The organism is Pararhizobium sp. (genome assembly GCF_965279435.1).
Lineage (GTDB): Bacteria > Pseudomonadota > Alphaproteobacteria > Rhizobiales > Rhizobiaceae > Pararhizobium.
Genome location: NZ_CBDIHY010000003.1, coordinates 1,174,036 through 1,189,181, shown reverse-complemented (window position 1 = coordinate 1,189,181; position 15,146 = coordinate 1,174,036). Strand labels below are relative to the sequence as shown.

Here is a 15,146-nt window from a genome sequence, read left to right as displayed (position 1 = left end):
CAACCGCCATTATGGCAAGGGCATACCGGTGACCGGTGCCACTGCCAGAGGACGACTGCTCATGTTTCAGCTGAAGAATGTAACCCGTCAGTTCGGCAAGAAGATTGCCGTCAACTCGGTTACTTTCAACATCCCGCAGGGCCAGATGGTCGGCATCATCGGCCGGTCCGGTGCCGGCAAGTCGACGTTGCTCAGGATGATCAATCGTCTCAACGATGTCTCGTCCGGCTCCATCCATTTCGGTGATCTGGAAGTGTCGTCGCTGCGCGGTGCAGCCCTCCGCAACTGGCAGCGCGATTGCGCCATGATCTTCCAGCAGTTCAATCTTGTGCCGCGCCTTGATGTTTTGACCAATGTCATGCTGGGTCGGCTCAATCACCGCTCGACGCTGTCATCACTTTTTGGTTTGTTTACGCAGGACGAGCGTCTTGCCGCACTGGCAGCCTTGGAACGATTGGGCATCGAGCAGACGGCAATGCAGCCGGCCGGTACGCTGTCCGGCGGCCAGCAGCAGCGCGTGGCTATCGCGCGTGCTCTGATGCAGCAGCCGAAGATGCTGCTCGCGGACGAGCCGATCGCATCGCTCGATCCGCTCAACGCCAAGATCGTGATGGATGCGCTGCGCGATATCAACGAGCGCGAGGGCATCACCGTCGTCACCAACCTTCATACGCTGGATACCGCCCGTTCCTATTGCGAGCGCATCATCGGCATGGCGCATGGACGCGTCGTGTTCGATGGACCGCCGCGCGCGCTGACGGCAGAGGCTGTCGCCGAAATCTACGGCAGCGGCGCCGAAATCGAGGAATCGATGACATCGACCAGCATCAATCTTCCGCCGTCGCAAGACAATCGGAAGGCAACCCATCCTTCACCGGTGGCACTTGCGGGTCTTTGAGGGGCCGCCCGGGGATCGTTGGCCCGCGTCAAGGGCAAAGTATTTCAGAAAAGAACTCCGGCCAGGCCGGAAACCAGGAGACTATCTCATGTTGAAGAAAGCCCTTCTTGCTGCCGTGGCGCTGAGCGTCATCGCAGGGTCCGCAATGGCCCAGGACGTCAAGGTCCTGCGCATCGGTCTCGACGGTTCGGAAAACGAAGCCGACCAGATCCGCAACACGCAGTGCGTCGCTGATGGCCTCAAGGCCGCGACCGGCGTTCCGGAAGTCCAGATCTTCCCGTCGCCCGATTATAACGGCGTCATCCAGGGCCTGCTCGGCGGCACGATCGACATCGCCACGATGGGGGCGTCCTCCTACGCCGCCATCGAGCTGCAGAAGCCAGATGCGGTCGATCCGATCCTCACCTATACCGGTTCGGACGGCTCCAGCGGCTATTACTCGCTCATGGTTGCCCGCAAGGATTCCGGCATCAAGACGCTCGCCGACCTGAAGGGCAAGAAGCTCGGCTTCGCCGATCCGGATTCGACCTCGGGCTATCTTGTTCCGAACGTCTCGTTGCCGGCTGATATCGGCGCTCCGGTGAAGGAATATTTCTCCGAAACCGGCTTCGGCGGCGGTCATGAAAACCTTGTTCTCGCCGTTCTCGACGGCAAGTTCGATGCCGGCACGACCTTCGGTTCGGGCGTTGGCAAGTGGGAAGAGGGCTATACCGGCGGCAACCTCCATCAGATGGTCAACAAGGGCAATCTGGACATGGACGATATCGTCGAAATCTGGCGCTCGCCGCTGATCCCGAACGGCCCGCTGATGGTCAACAACGCTGTTCCGGCTGACATGAAGGCCAAGGTCAAGGCCTATTTCCTGGAACTGCCGAAGAAGGACCTCGCTTGCTTCCAGGCCTACACGCAGGGCCAGAACAAGGACTATATCGAAGTCAACAAGGCCTTCTACCAGACGATCATCGACGCTCGTAAGTCGGTCATCGGCGGCTGATCTCCTCTTGACCTCATTTCGCGGCGGCGCCTTTTAGGCGCCGCCGTTCTGCAGCGAGAACAGGCACATGACGGCGATCAGCAAACAGAATAATGGCGGGCTCGGTCCGGCCGCATCCCTGGTGATGCAGCATTATCAGCAGCAGTTGCGCACCCGCCGCATCTATACGATCATTTCGGTCGTGGTGTTTTTCATCGTGCTGTGCGCATCGCTGAAATTCGCCAATGACGCGAATGCCGGCAAGTTTTTCGATCGCCTGCCGTATTTCTTCGATTTCATCCTTAATTTCGTGCCGAACAGCCCGCTGGAAATCATCCGCGCGATGTTCGATCTGCCGTCGCCCTATGCCGACGGATCGCTGAAATACAATTATACTGCCGACCGGGTCTATCTGACCGATGGCTTCTATATTCCCCATTTCTTCTATCAGCTGGCGATCACCATCAATATCGCGCTGGTTTCGACCATAGTCGGCGCGGCGCTAGCATTCCTTCTGTGTTTCTTCGCCTCGACGAACCTCATCGGCTCCGGCGTGACGCGCTGGTTCGTGCGGCGCGTCATGGAAGTGATGCGCGCCTTTCCTGAAATCGTGATTGCCGGATTGCTGACCGCCATTCTCTCGATCGGGCCGATCGCCGCCATCATCGCGATCACGGTCCATACGATCGGCGCGCTCGGCAAGCTGTTCTTCGAAGTGGTCGAGAATGCCGACATGAAGCCGGAAGAGGGGCTGCGTGCCACCGGCGCCAACTGGTTCGAGCGGGTGCGTTTTGCCATCGTGCCGCAGGTCATGCCAAATTTCGTGTCCTATGCGCTGTTGCGCGCCGAAATCAACGTGCGCGCCTCGACCATCATCGGCGCTGTCGGCGGCGGTGGCATCGGCGAAGTCTTCCGGCTGGCGATCGGCCGTGATCATGCGGCCCAGACCTATGCGATCATCATTCTTCTCTTGATCAGCATTATCATCATCGACCAGTTCTCGGGTTGGCTGCGCCACCGGCTTACCGGTCAACAGTCTTTTGAATTCGGCAGAGGAGCGGCCTGATGTCCTTGGTTCCCTCGATCAATCCGTCCGAACGCGCGCGCCTGCTCACCACCTATCCGCAGGCCTTCCACCGCAGCTTCATGCAGCGCTATGGTCTGGCGCTCATCGCCGGCGGTATCCTTCTCTATCTCGTCGCCTGCTTCTTTGCCTTTCAGATCGGTCCGGCTTTTGCCAATGGCCGCTGGGATCGCGCCTCGCTGTACTTGCAGGACTGGTATTCCTGGCGTGCCCAGCCGCGCTTGCGTTTCGAGGACGGGGGCACGGTGCGCCCGCAATGGTCGAGCCGGGGCCAATACCCGGCCGGCGCCAATATCGACTGGCTGCAGCCTGCAGCTAACGGCGGCTATAGCGTGACCTATGGCAGCCGCGACGACCGCCTTGAGATCACGCCTTCGAAGGTCGATGTCTATCTTGGCGGCACGGTCTATCCTGTTACCATCACCGCAGAGGCCGTTACCGCGCCAGCCGATGCACCGGCCGCCATCCAGCAGGACGGGACAAAAGTCATCGTCAGCTACGGCTTCGAGGGCCAAGCGGAAATCCGCACCGGCCAGGTGTTTGTTCAGCGCCGTTTCCTCGGCTGGTCCAACTTCTTCTTCGACACAAAATCACAGTTTTGGGGCAGGAGCTGGGGTGACCTCATTCATCTCGTGATCTTCGGCGATCGCCTCGATCCGGCCCGGTCCAACCTGTCCCACATGCGTGACGACTTTCTTGGCAACGGCGTCTGGCAGCATGCGGATATCCTGTCGAAACTGATGCAGACGCTGGTCATGGCGTTTGTCGGCACGCTGCTCGGGACCATCTTCGCTTTTCCGCTGGCCTTCATAGCGGCGCGCAACATCACGCGCAATCGTGCTGCCAACTGGGGCATGAAGCGGACATTTGACTTCCTGCGTTCGATCGACATGCTGATCTGGGCGCTATTCTTTACCCGGTCCTTCGGCCCCGGCCCGATCCCCGGTATCGCCGCTATTTTCTTCACCGATGCCGGAGCGCTCGGCAAAGTCTATGCGGAGGCTTTGGAGAACGTTGACGACAAGCAGCGCGAAGGGGTGAAATCCGTTGGCGCCAGCCCGATCGCGGTCAATCGCTTTGGCGTCGTACCGCAAGTCCTGCCGGTGTTCATTTCGCAGTCGCTCTATTTCTGGGAATCCAACACCCGTTCGGCCACAGTCATTGGTGCCGTCGGCGCCGGCGGCATTGGGTTGAAGCTGTTGGAAGCCATGGGCACCAATGCGGATTGGGACAAGGTTGCCTATATGGTGCTGTTGATCCTCATCGTGGTCTTCCTGTTCGACAATCTCTCAACCTTCCTTCGTCAGCGTCTGATCGGAGAAAGGGCTCATTGATTTTTGTGACCGGGAGAGGGGATTTCACGTTATGGTCACGATGAATCGCTAAGCCTTGCGGCTCTCCCGTTTTTTTACTGCCCTCATGGAATGAACATGCGTTACACCTTCTATTTCACCCCTCCCGCAGACGACCCGCTGACGGACGCTGCGGCGCGCTGGCTGGGCCGGGATGCCTTTACCGGCACGGTGCTGGCGCCGGACGGCCAAAGACCAGATGGGTGGGAGAGCCTCGTCGCCGAACCGGCGCGCTATGGGTTTCATGCGACACTGAAGGCACCGTTTCATCTTGCCGGCGGCCGCACGGAGGCGAACCTTCTCAGCGCGCTCGACGTTTTTGCCGCCGAAACGCCGGCCTTCACCATTCCGCGTCTGAAAATCGGCCGGCTCGGTTCGTTTTTCGCTCTCGTTCCCGATGGGGATGCTGATGCGCTCGATAGCTTCGCTGCCGATGTTGTACGCGCCTTCGAGCCATTCCGCGCGCCGCTTTCGGCTGCGGATATCGCCCGGCGCAAGCCCGAAACGCTGCCCGAACCGGAACGGACCTATCTCCACGATTGGGGATATCCTTACGTCTTCGATGCCTTCCGCTTCCACATGACGCTGACCGGGCCCGTGCCGGCCGAGCGGCAGGACGAGGTCGTCGCCCATCTGGATGCGCGCTTTTCATCGCTAATCGGCGGCGCGCTGCCGGTGCGTGGCCTTGCGCTGTTCACCGAGCCCGAACGCGGCGCGCCTTTCACAATCCACTCGCTTTTGCCGCTCGGCGGCACGTCCAAACGAAAGATGGCATGACATGACCGTTGAAACCGTTCTCTCCAACGCCCGCATCGTCCTTGAGGACCAGATTCTCAACGGCTCGGTCCTCATCCGTGACGGCAAGATTGCCGATATCTCGGAAGGTGCCAGCCGCACCGGCGAGGATTTCGAATGCGACTATCTGATCCCCGGGCTGGTCGAGCTGCACACCGACCATCTGGAAGCCCATTACTCACCGCGCCCCGGTGTCCGCTGGCTGAAAATGGCGGCGATCCAGGCGCATGACGCCCAGATCGTCACATCCGGCATCACCACTGTGTTTGACTGCCTGCGCATGGGCTCGGACGAGGATGGCGGCTTCGAGCAGGGCGAGATGCGCGACATGGCAAATGCTTTGGCACAGGCCGCAAAGGAAAATCGCCTGCGCGCCGACCACCGTATTCACCTGCGCTGCGAGGTCTCGACCGACAATGTGATGGCACATTTCGTGGAATTCGAGAACGATCCGCAGGTCGGTCTCGTTTCGCTGATGGATCACGCCCCAGGGCAGCGTCAGTTCCAGACGATGGAGCAGTACACGCTCTACTACAAGAACAAGCGCGGCCTTTCCGACGAGGCTTTCGCGGCGTTCTGCGCCCGCCAGCAGGCGTTATCGGCCAAATACGCTGGCCCACATCGCACCGAGATCGCCAAGGCCTGCGCCGAGCGCGGCATCGCCATTGCCAGCCATGACGACGCTACCCTGGCTCATGTCGAGGAATCGGTCGGCTTTGGTATTCGCCTTGCGGAATTCCCGACCAGCTTCGAGGCAGCCGAAGCCTCGCATGCGGCTGGCCTGAGCGTCCTCATGGGGGCGCCGAACATCGTGCGCGGCAAATCGCATTCGGGCAATATCGCCGCAAAGGACCTCGCCGAGCGGGGCGTCCTCGACGTGCTGTCGTCCGATTATGTGCCGTTCAGCCTGATCCAGGCACCGTTCGTTCTGTCCGATGAACTGGAAGGCGTCAGCCTGCCGCAGGCGCTCGCCATGGTCACCGCGACCCCGGCCCGCACCGTCGGTCTCGATGACCGTGGCCGCATTGCCACCGGCCTGCGTGCCGATATCGTCCGGGTTCAGCGCCAGGAAGGCATTCCGATCGTTCGCTCTGTCTGGCGCGAAGGCAGGCGGGTCGCCTGATGCACGGACAGGGCCAGACGGGCGCGATCATCGTCGTGGTCGGCCCCAGCGGTGCCGGCAAGGACAGCGTCATCGGTTTCGTGGCGCAGCACTTTGCCGATCGCGAAGATATCGACTTCGTCCGCCGGGTCATCACCCGACCTTCCGATGCGGGCGGTGAGGATCACGAGAGTATTTCCGGCGATGTTTTCGATAGCCGGTTATCGGCCGGCGATTTCGCGGTTGCCTGGCAGGCGCACGGGTTGAAATACGGAATTCCCAAGGATGCGCTTGAAAAGGTGCGGGCCGGCCGGATTCTGATCGCCAACGGTAGCCGGGCGGTGCTCGGCCAGTTCCGGCAGGCCTTTCCAAGGGTGGCGATCGTCAACATCACGGCCTCGCCGCAGGTACTGGCAAGCCGGCTCGTGGCGCGGGGACGGGAGAGCGAGCAGGATATCCTCAACCGGCTGAAGCGGCAGGTACCGGATATTTTCGATGAACCAGACGTGACGACGATCGACAATAGCGGTCCGCTTGAGATTGCGGGCTCGCGATTTGCCGCGCTGGTCACTGAGCTGCATGGCTCTGCGAGCTGACCTCAAAGTGCGTTGTCGATAAAATACCATTGGTCGAGATGGGCGCGGATGACCGGCTCGATCACCGAGTTGAGCAGCAAAACATCGTCGATCAGGCGTTCGCCATGTTTGGCCTCCGGCGGCAGGATGACCGGCGGAAGTGCAAAACCGTCAAACGACGCGCCATCGCGCCGCACCGCATAACACGGGCAGATGGTTGCCCCGGTTAAACGGGCAAGCCGGGCGACGACAGCAAGATTGCCTTCTAGATGGGGCGGGCGGCCAAAAAACGGCCCGCGGATTTTTCCGGCAAAACCCTCGTCGCAAAAGACCGAGATCGCACCGCCTTCTTTCAGGATGTTCAGCGCTGGCCGTATGCCGTCCTTGCCGGGGGGCAGTAGGCCATATCCGAGCTTCAATCGCACCCGTCTGGCGATCCAGGCGCGTGCCCTGCCGGCGGGCGGGGTATAGTTGGCGGACGGGGAAAGCCCGAGCTCAACCAGTTTGGGCGCGAATATCTCCCAGTTTCCGAGATGCATGCAGACGACGATCACCGGTCCTTTTGCGTAGGCATCAGTAAAGTGATGCAGATCGTGCCAGCTTGCGTGGCGCCACAGGCGCCCGATGATGGAAAACTCCGTCATGATGCGGCCCTGGTTCTGCCAGCTCCGCTTCATAACCTTGTCGCGCTCCTCTTCGGTCGCGTCCGGCAGAAGACGCTTCAGGTTCCTCTGCGTTTTCTTGACGGATGAAGTGTGCCAGCGCGGAATGACGAAGGCCCCAAGCCGGGCGCCTGCCGCCGAGCAGATACTGGCCGGTACGGCTTTCAAACCGAAGTGAACGGCCAGGTCGAGCAGGCTCTTGATATTGCCGGTCACGTGATAGCGAAAGGCCGCCTTGTGCCGGTCGCTATCCTTGAATAGGTCTCCGAGCGGCGGCCTCGCGGGCGTGCGGTAAACCCAGGCAGACCTTTTCGCTGGACCGTTTTTGGAGCTGTTTTCTGGCTTGGCCGTCAAGGCTAAACCCTTTCGCGCCGATGCAGCGTCACGGGCAGGCCGCCGCGCGGGCGCAGCGTCAGGCGGCACTGCGGCTCGACCTTTGCGTTTTCCGCCACCCGTACCGTGAACTTCTGCGCAAGGATTGCCAAGCACAGGATCGCTTCCTGGAGACCGAATTGCAGGCCGGGGCAGACACGCGGGCCGCTGGCGAAGGGAATGTAGCTATAGGGAATGGCCTTGCCACCATTCATGAAGCGCTCCGGCTTGAAGAGATGCGCGTGCTTGTAGAAGGCTTCCGTCCGGTGCAGCAGCCACGGCACGATCAGGACCAGAGATGCCGGCTTGACGTCGATATCGCCAATCCTGTCGGCCTCTTTTGCCTGGCGGGCAAGAATTGGTACCGGCGGATAGAGCCGCAGCGTTTCTTCGATGATCGCTCGGCACCAGTCGAGTTGCGGGATGTCGTCGAGCGTTGGGGTGCGATTACCGCAGACGCGGGCAATTTCCTCATGCAGTGATTTTTCGACCCATTGTGCCCGCGACAACAGATACCAGGCCCAGGTCAATGTTGCAGCCGTCGTCTCGTGGCCGGCCATGAAGATGGTCGCGGCTTCGTTGCGAAGCGCCACCACGTCAAGCTTCAGTTCCGGATTGCGCTTCTGCCGCCTTACCAGCAATTCCACCATCGAATTGTCGTCGCCGCGTCCGGCCAGATGGTCTTCGACCACCTTGTCGATGATCCCGTGAATGCGGGACACGGACCGGCGCAGCTTGGGCGTTCGCAGCACCGGAAGACCCTCGTCGAAGCCGAGGAAATAGCCGATGTTGACGGAATCGATCAGCGACTGGTAGCTCTCGAAACCCTCGCTGACGGCCTTCGCGCCGTCTTCCCCGAGGTCATTGCCGAAGACGGCGCGGGAAATGATTTCCGCTGTCAGTCCAGCCATTTCGAACAGCGCATTGACGGACGCGCCGTCGGGAAGGGATTCCCAGCGATGCACCAGTTCGCTTGTGGTATTTTCCATGATCTTGCCGAAGGCCGGCACGCGGTTCTTGTGGACGATATCGTTGACCAGTGGCCGCCGCTGCTTCCAGGTCTCGCCATCGGAAATGAACAGCCCGTCGCCGAGCAGGAACTCCAGCGCGCGCCGCATCTGCGGCGTCTTGCGCTCGAAATTCTCGTGACGCTTGGCGACGACATAGCGGATCGCGTCCGGCGAATTGACGACGACGATCTGCCGTCCGAGGACGTTCATCGTCGTTACGCGGTCGGTGTAGTCGCCCTTGCGCCAGACCGAGAGAAAGTCATGGCGGGCCTTGAGAATGAGATTGAGCGGGCGGCCGGGCTTGCCTCGGTAATAATCGGCATGCGCGGGCTCGAACGAATTCTTCCGCAGCTTTTCAATGATGTCGGTCGATTGCCGTAAACTGGAGAACATGCTCCGGTTGCCCCTGTCTGTGTCCGGTGCCGGCACTATGCGTGCTGATGGTCGCGACTACCGGATAGCAGCAATTTCCGGTGGTGCAAAATTCTTTCGACAGAGAAAACCCTGCCGTTTGGAACGGCAGGGTTGATCGTGTTTCGCGATTGCGACGCTGGCTGGTCCGGCTTAACGCAGGCCCGCGCAGGCCTTGGTGATCCGCTCCAGCGCTTCGCGCAATTCTGCTTCCGAAGTGGCGTAGGAGATGCGGAAAAACGGCGAGAGGCCGAAGGCCGAACCCGGCACGACGGCGACATGGACATCATCGAGCAGGTAGGCGCAGAAATCTGCGTCCGTCTCGATACGCTTGCCACCGGGCGTGGTCTTGCCGAGCATGCCGGCACATCCCGAGAAGGTGTAGAACGCGCCTTCCGGCGTGCGGCAATCCAGGCCCTCGATGGCATTGAGGGTCGAAACGACCAGATCGCGGCGGCGCTGGAAGCTCTCGGTGCGTTCCTTTAGGAAATCCTGCGTACCGTTCAGCGCGGCGACCGAGGCGGCCTGGCTGATCGAGGAGGGGCAGGAGGTTGCCTGGCTCTGCACCACTGCCATCGCCTTGATCAGCTCGCTTGGGCCACCGGCATAGCCGATGCGCCAGCCGGTCATGGCATAGGCCTTGGAGACACCGTTGACGGTCAGCGTCCGGCTTTTCAGGGCCGGTTCAAGAGCGGCCGGAGTGACGAACTTGAAGCTGTCATAGACGATATGTTCATACATGTCGTCGACCAGTAGCCAGACATGCGGATGTTTCAGCAACACGTCGAGCAGCGGGCGATAATCTTCGGCGCTGTAGGCGGCACCTGACGGGTTGGACGGCGAATTGAGCATCACCCAGCGTGTCTTCGGCGTGATCGCTGCTTCGAGCTGTGCAGCCTTCAGCCGGAAGCCGGCTTCTGCATCGCAGGCGATCAGGACAGGCTTGCCCTCAGCGATTTCGACGATATCGGAATAGGAGGTCCAATAGGGTGTCGGGATGATCACTTCGTCGCCGGGGTTCAGCGTCGCCATCATGGCGTTGAAGAGAATCTGTTTGGCGCCGGTCGCCACCGTGATCTCGTCGAGCTCGTAGGAGACGCCGTTTTCGCGGGAGAACTTGTCCCGGATCGCCTGTTTCAGCTCCGGCGTGCCGTCGAGCGCGGTGTATTTGGTCTTGCCGCTCTGGATGGCATCGCAGGCAGCCTGCTTGACGTGATCGGGCGTATCGAAATCCGGTTCGCCGGCGCCTAGAATGATCACCGGCTTGCCGTCTCGTTTCATGGCTTGCGCCCGAGCACCGATCTTCAGGATCTGCGAGACGCCGATCGTGGAGATCCGCGAGGCGGGCGCGAAGCCCGCCTCCTCAACCTTGGTATTGATGGTCATGACCGATCCTATCGATTATTCGATGTCGAACGAGACGCCCTGTGCCAGCGGCAGGGCCTTCGAATAGTTGATGGTGTTGGTGGCGCGGCGCATGTAGGCGCGCCATGCGTCCGAGCCGGATTCACGGCCGCCGCCGGTTTCCTTCTCGCCGCCGAACGCGCCGCCGATTTCAGCACCGGATGTGCCGATGTTGACATTGGCAATGCCGCAATCGGAACCGTCAGGCGACAGGAAGCGCTCGGCTTCCTGCAGGTCGAGGGTGAAGATCGACGAGGAAAGGCCGGCGCCGACAGCGTTGTGATCGGCAACGGCAGCGTCGAAATCGCTGTACTTCATGACGTAGAGGATCGGTGCGAAGGTTTCTTCGGTAACCGGGCCGTCCTGCTTCGGCATTTCGACGAGTGCCGGCTTGACGTAGTAGCTGTTGGCATGGCCGAGATCGACGCGTTCGCCACCGGTGACGGAGCCGCCGTGGGCTTTAGCCTCGCCAAGTGCCTTCTGCATGTTGTCGAAGGCCGGCTTGTCGACCAGCGGGCCGACGAGGGCTGCCGATTCCAGCGGGTTGCCGACCGAAACGCTGGTGTATGCCTTCTTCAGGCGCGGAACGAGCTGGTCGTAGACGCTTTCATGGACGAACAGGCGGCGCAGTGTCGTGCAGCGCTGGCCGGCCGTGCCCATGGCGCCGAAGGCGATGGCGCGTAGCGCCATGTCGAGATCGGCCGAGGGGCAGACGATGCCGCCATTGTTGCCGCCGAGTTCGAGGATGGCGCGGGCAAAACGCTTGGCAAGGCGCGGACCGACGTCGCGGCCCATGCGGGTCGAACCGGTGGCCGAAACCAATGGCACCTTCGGGTGATCGACCATGACTTCACCAATGGTGCGGTCGCCGATCAGGACGTGTGTCAGGCCTTCCGGCGCGTCGCCGAAGCGGGCGATGGCACGATCAAGGATAGCCTGGCTTGCAAGGGCAGTGAGCGGGGTCTTTTCCGACGGCTTCCAGACGACGGCATTGCCGCAGACCAGAGCAAGCGCCGAGTTCCAGGCCCAGACGGCGACCGGGAAGTTGAAAGCGGAGATGACGCCGATGACACCGAGCGGATGCCAGGTTTCCATCATGCGGTGGCCGGGACGCTCGGTGGCGATCGTCAGGCCATAGAGCTGGCGGGAAAGACCGACGGCGAAATCGCAGATGTCGATCATTTCCTGAACTTCGCCGAGGCCTTCCGAGGTGATCTTGCCGGCTTCGATCGAAACCAGACGGCCGAGATCGGCCTTGCTGGCGCGCAGCTCTTCGCCGAGCAGGCGGATCAGTTCGCCGCGCTTCGGGGCAGGGACCAGGCGCCAGGCGCGAAACGCTGCATCGGCCTTTTCGATCTTGGCTGCTGCTTCAGCGGCAGAAACCGTCTTCAGGCTGGCAATCTGTTCGCCGGTGACCGGCGAGAAGGAGGCCATGTCGCCGCCCGTGTAGAGGTCCTTGGAGACGCCGAGCTTCTCCAGAAGGGCGGCCGTTTCCTGAACGATATTTACCGACTTCGTTGCAATGTTCATGATGAGCAAACTCCCGTTTTCTTGGTCGAAGGACTATCCAAAGTGCACCGCACCGAGATCTCCCGGCGAGGTGATGGCTTTGAGGCCCTGGGCCATGTCCTTGATCTTCTGTTGCGTATAAAGGTCGTAATAGGCTTGGTTCTTGCGGCCGATGGCATGTTCGGCACTGAAACTGCCATGGAAATCCTGAACAGCGATGGCAAACACCCAGTCGCGCAGCCGCCGCTCGAAATTCGCGTCGGATGCCGAAACGCTGTCCTTCGGCACCACGAGATTGAAATGCACGCCGCCATCGCCGATATGGCCGAAATCGCAGATCGTCACCTCCGGAAAGGCTTGCGGCATATCGGCCTTCATGCGGTCGCAGAAGGCCATGATATCACCTCTGCGGAAGGAAAGGTCAAAGGCGATCAGTTTTCCCGAGTGCTTGACGCCTTCCGACAGGGCATGGCGCAGCGACCACATTTCATGGGCCGGGCCAACGAAGGCATCGGCGAGAGGCGCTTCGTCCGTTTCCCAAATCTCGGCAAGCACCGCTTCCAAGACCGCATCGAGCGATTGTTCACCCTCGCGCGGTTCCCAGGTACGGGAAATTTCCGCGAGGATCACATAGTCGGGGACGTTGCCGCCCTGAAAGGGGTTTTTCAGCGATGGCACGTGATCGAGCGCCGCCGTCACCGAGTTTTTCGAGATGCCCTCGAAGGCGGAGAGATAGGCGCCGAGCCGGTTTTCCATCGCCCTCAGCAGCGGCATGACATGGGCGCCGGTGGTGGGCACTAGATAGGCGGTCGCCACCTGTTTCGGCAGTTGTTCTAGGTTGACGACGCATTCGGTGATAACGCCGAAAGCGCCGGACGTGCCGATGAAGACCTGCTTCCAGTCGATGCCGGTGTTATTCTTGCGCAGCTCCGAGGTCAGATCGAGGATCGTGCCGTCTTCATCGGCCAGGACCACCTTGATGCCGAGCGTGTTGCGGCGGACGTCACCGTATTTCAGGAAGCGCGAACCGCCGGTATTGGTGGCCAGCATGCCGCCCAAACGCGGATCGGCGCCAAGATCGATCGGGAAGAAAAGGCCATGTTTTTCGAGCTTCTGGTTTACGTCGGAGAGCCGGAAACCGGCATCGGCACGGAGCGATCGGTTGTCGAGATCAAGCTCGAAGCGCTGGGTCATCCGGTCGAGGCTGAGAACAGCCTGAGCGCCGGTCGAATCCGGCGTCGAACCGGACACAAGACCGGTGTTGCCGGATTGCGGAATGAGAACGATGCCGTTCTTCACGCAATAGGAAACCGCCGCCGACACTTCTTGTGTAGTCTGCGGACGCAGGACGATCGCGGCGCGGCCCTGATCGTAGCGCGCGCCGGTCTGGTAAGACGCCACATCGCTGCCTTCGGTGACAATGCCCTTGTCACCGAGGAGTGCGGTCAGTGCTGTGACGTGGTTCTGGTCGATCATCGTTTCAGCTTTACTCCGCTGCCTGCGCAGACGAAAGCATCTGTCTGATATCGGCGATCGAAGCCTGTTCGATACCGGCATAATGATCGAACTCGTTCAGCACCTTGGCGCCGAGATCAAGCTCGAAGCGCTGCTGGTTCGGGCTTGCCACGAATTCCTGAGCGGCATCATCGCCGAGATTGGACTGGAATATGCCGGCGGCGCTGACGGGCAGGAAGTCTTCGTAAACGATCGGGTCGAACCGCACGAGGCCATCAGCAATCAGGACGTCGAGGCTCCTGGAAATATCGGCCTTGGCCTTGCGGCCCTTGGCAGTCAGCGAATAGGCGAAATAGCCGAGGCCTTCAGCGCGGATACCGGCCCAGGTGTCGGGGAACGGAGTGAAGGCATCCGAAAGTGCTTTTTCATATTCCGCCGCATTCGAACCGTCAGCAGCCGGGCGGACGATCTTGCGCGATGCGTTGAGCAGGTCGTCATACAGCGTCCGGCCCTTCGGGGTCAGTGCAATGCCACGCTGCTCGATCTCGCCAAAGCGGGCGGTGTGCGACCCTTCATGCCAGCTGCCATCTGCAGCCTGGAAGGAAACCGGTTCTTCCAGCGCCTTGAACGACGTCTGACGCAGAAGGATCGCGCATTTGCGGGTCGGCGGGCCTTCGATCGTCGCCTTTGGGGCGATCTTGTAGTCGGGCATGCGTGCCTGGACGGCATCGATATCCAGCGTGCGCGGCGTCAGGTGGTTGATATGGGGGCCCTTGAACGAAACGACATCGGCGATCAGCCGGTGGGCGTCGTGCAGGCGGCGGTACATGTCGGGGCTGACATTGGCCCTGTCGTGCCAGCGGAAGGTTTCCAGCGCCTCGGCAACGAAGCGCTCGGCATCCGCCTTGTCGAGACCGCCCCGCTTCTCTGCCTCTTCCGTCAGCGCGATCGCGCGATCGGTGAAGATCTGGCGCTTGGACAGGATCTGCTCGGCTTCATCGCGCAAAGCTTCGTCTGCAATCAGGTCGAGCCGCAGCAGCGAGGTGAAAACGCGAAACGGGTTTTTCTTCAAGGCCGCATCGCCGACCGGGCGGAAGGCCGTCGAATGAACCGGGACGCCGGCAGTCGACAGATCGTAGTAGCCGACCGGCAGCATGCCCATGACGGCAAAGACGCGGCGCATCATCGACAGCTCGGCAGGCGTGCCGAGCCGGATGGCGCCGTGGCGCTCTTCGGAGATGCGTACCAGCGAATCCGTGTCTTCCAGACGCGCCTGCAGTTCCGGGTCGGCGGCGAGGGTTTCGGCGTTCACCTTGCCCACCAGTTCCATCAATGTGCCATAGGCTGGCACCTCGGTACGGTACATGGCCGACATCGCTGCGGAAAAGGCCGAGCGGATAAGGTCGGTGGATACGAAACTATTCTCTTTCACGGCAACGCGCCTCGCAGTATGGAAGGGATAACGGTGATCATTCTCAATTCGTATCATATATGGTGCGAACGGGCATTGATTGCGACGGTTATGACTATGATCATGCGAGGCT

13 protein-coding genes are annotated in these 15,146 nt (G+C 61.0%); 7 read left to right on the top strand and 6 right to left on the bottom strand.

Going from position 1 to position 15,146, the window contains the following annotated elements:
* Positions 1–61 precede the first annotated feature (61 nt).
* From phnC to phnN, 7 genes are all read left to right on the top strand, one after another.
* Complete coding sequence (gene phnC, locus ACQY8Q_RS11275) at positions 62–898, top strand: phosphonate ABC transporter ATP-binding protein (protein ID WP_428426660.1); 837 nt, start codon at positions 62–64, stop codon at positions 896–898.
* 88 nt (positions 899–986) lie between these two features.
* Positions 987–1,892 (top strand): phosphonate ABC transporter substrate-binding protein, encoded by a 906-nt coding sequence (gene phnD, locus ACQY8Q_RS11270; RefSeq protein WP_428426659.1) that lies wholly within the window; start codon positions 987–989, stop codon positions 1,890–1,892.
* Positions 1,893–1,959: 67 nt separating this feature from the next.
* Positions 1,960–2,937 carry a phosphonate ABC transporter, permease protein PhnE gene (gene phnE, locus ACQY8Q_RS11265; protein ID WP_428426658.1) on the top strand — a complete coding sequence of 326 codons (978 nt, stop codon included), beginning with the start codon at positions 1,960–1,962 and terminating at the stop codon, positions 2,935–2,937.
* On the top strand, positions 2,937–4,289 hold the full coding sequence (gene phnE, locus ACQY8Q_RS11260) for a phosphonate ABC transporter, permease protein PhnE (RefSeq protein ID WP_428426657.1): 1,353 nt from the start codon (positions 2,937–2,939) through the stop codon (positions 4,287–4,289). The genes phnE (ACQY8Q_RS11265) and phnE (ACQY8Q_RS11260) overlap by 1 nt, the downstream gene beginning before the upstream one ends.
* Positions 4,290–4,385: 96 nt before the next feature.
* Positions 4,386–5,084 (top strand): DUF1045 domain-containing protein, encoded by a 699-nt coding sequence (locus ACQY8Q_RS11255; RefSeq protein ID WP_428426656.1) that lies wholly within the window; start codon positions 4,386–4,388, stop codon positions 5,082–5,084.
* A 1-nt stretch (position 5,085) separates the two neighbouring features.
* On the top strand, positions 5,086–6,225 hold the full coding sequence (locus tag ACQY8Q_RS11250; protein ID WP_428426655.1) for an alpha-D-ribose 1-methylphosphonate 5-triphosphate diphosphatase: 1,140 nt from the start codon (positions 5,086–5,088) through the stop codon (positions 6,223–6,225).
* Positions 6,225–6,800, top strand: coding sequence for a phosphonate metabolism protein/1,5-bisphosphokinase (PRPP-forming) PhnN (gene phnN / locus ACQY8Q_RS11245; protein WP_428426654.1), 576 nt, complete (start codon positions 6,225–6,227; stop codon positions 6,798–6,800). The genes ACQY8Q_RS11250 and phnN overlap by 1 nt, the downstream gene beginning before the upstream one ends.
* A gap of 2 nt (positions 6,801–6,802) precedes the next feature.
* Here phnN and ACQY8Q_RS11240 read toward each other — a convergent pair whose 3' ends face one another.
* From ACQY8Q_RS11240 to hglS, 6 genes are all read right to left on the bottom strand, one after another.
* Entirely contained in the window at positions 6,803–7,795 is a 993-nt protein-coding gene (locus ACQY8Q_RS11240; RefSeq protein WP_428426653.1) for a lysophospholipid acyltransferase family protein, read from the bottom strand.
* 2 nt (positions 7,796–7,797) lie between these two features.
* Positions 7,798–9,216: a cytochrome P450 gene (locus ACQY8Q_RS11235; RefSeq protein ID WP_428426652.1), complete on the bottom strand. Its 1,419-nt coding sequence runs from the start codon at positions 9,214–9,216 to the stop codon at positions 7,798–7,800.
* 171 nt (positions 9,217–9,387) lie between these two features.
* On the bottom strand, positions 9,388–10,620 hold the full coding sequence (locus ACQY8Q_RS11230) for a pyridoxal phosphate-dependent aminotransferase (RefSeq protein WP_428426651.1): 1,233 nt from the start codon (positions 10,618–10,620) through the stop codon (positions 9,388–9,390).
* Between the two features lie 15 nt (positions 10,621–10,635).
* Complete coding sequence (gene amaB / locus ACQY8Q_RS11225; RefSeq protein ID WP_428426650.1) at positions 10,636–12,168, bottom strand: L-piperidine-6-carboxylate dehydrogenase; 1,533 nt, start codon at positions 12,166–12,168, stop codon at positions 10,636–10,638.
* A 33-nt stretch (positions 12,169–12,201) separates the two neighbouring features.
* Positions 12,202–13,623, bottom strand: a complete 1,422-nt coding sequence (locus ACQY8Q_RS11220) for an FAD-binding oxidoreductase (RefSeq protein ID WP_428426649.1) — start codon at positions 13,621–13,623, stop codon at positions 12,202–12,204.
* 10 nt (positions 13,624–13,633) lie between these two features.
* The gene (gene hglS / locus ACQY8Q_RS11215) at positions 13,634–15,034 is read right to left on the bottom strand and encodes a 2-oxoadipate dioxygenase/decarboxylase HglS (RefSeq protein WP_428426648.1); all 1,401 of its coding nucleotides are present in this window, start codon (positions 15,032–15,034) and stop codon (positions 13,634–13,636) included.
* Between the last annotated feature and the right edge of the window lie 112 nt (positions 15,035–15,146).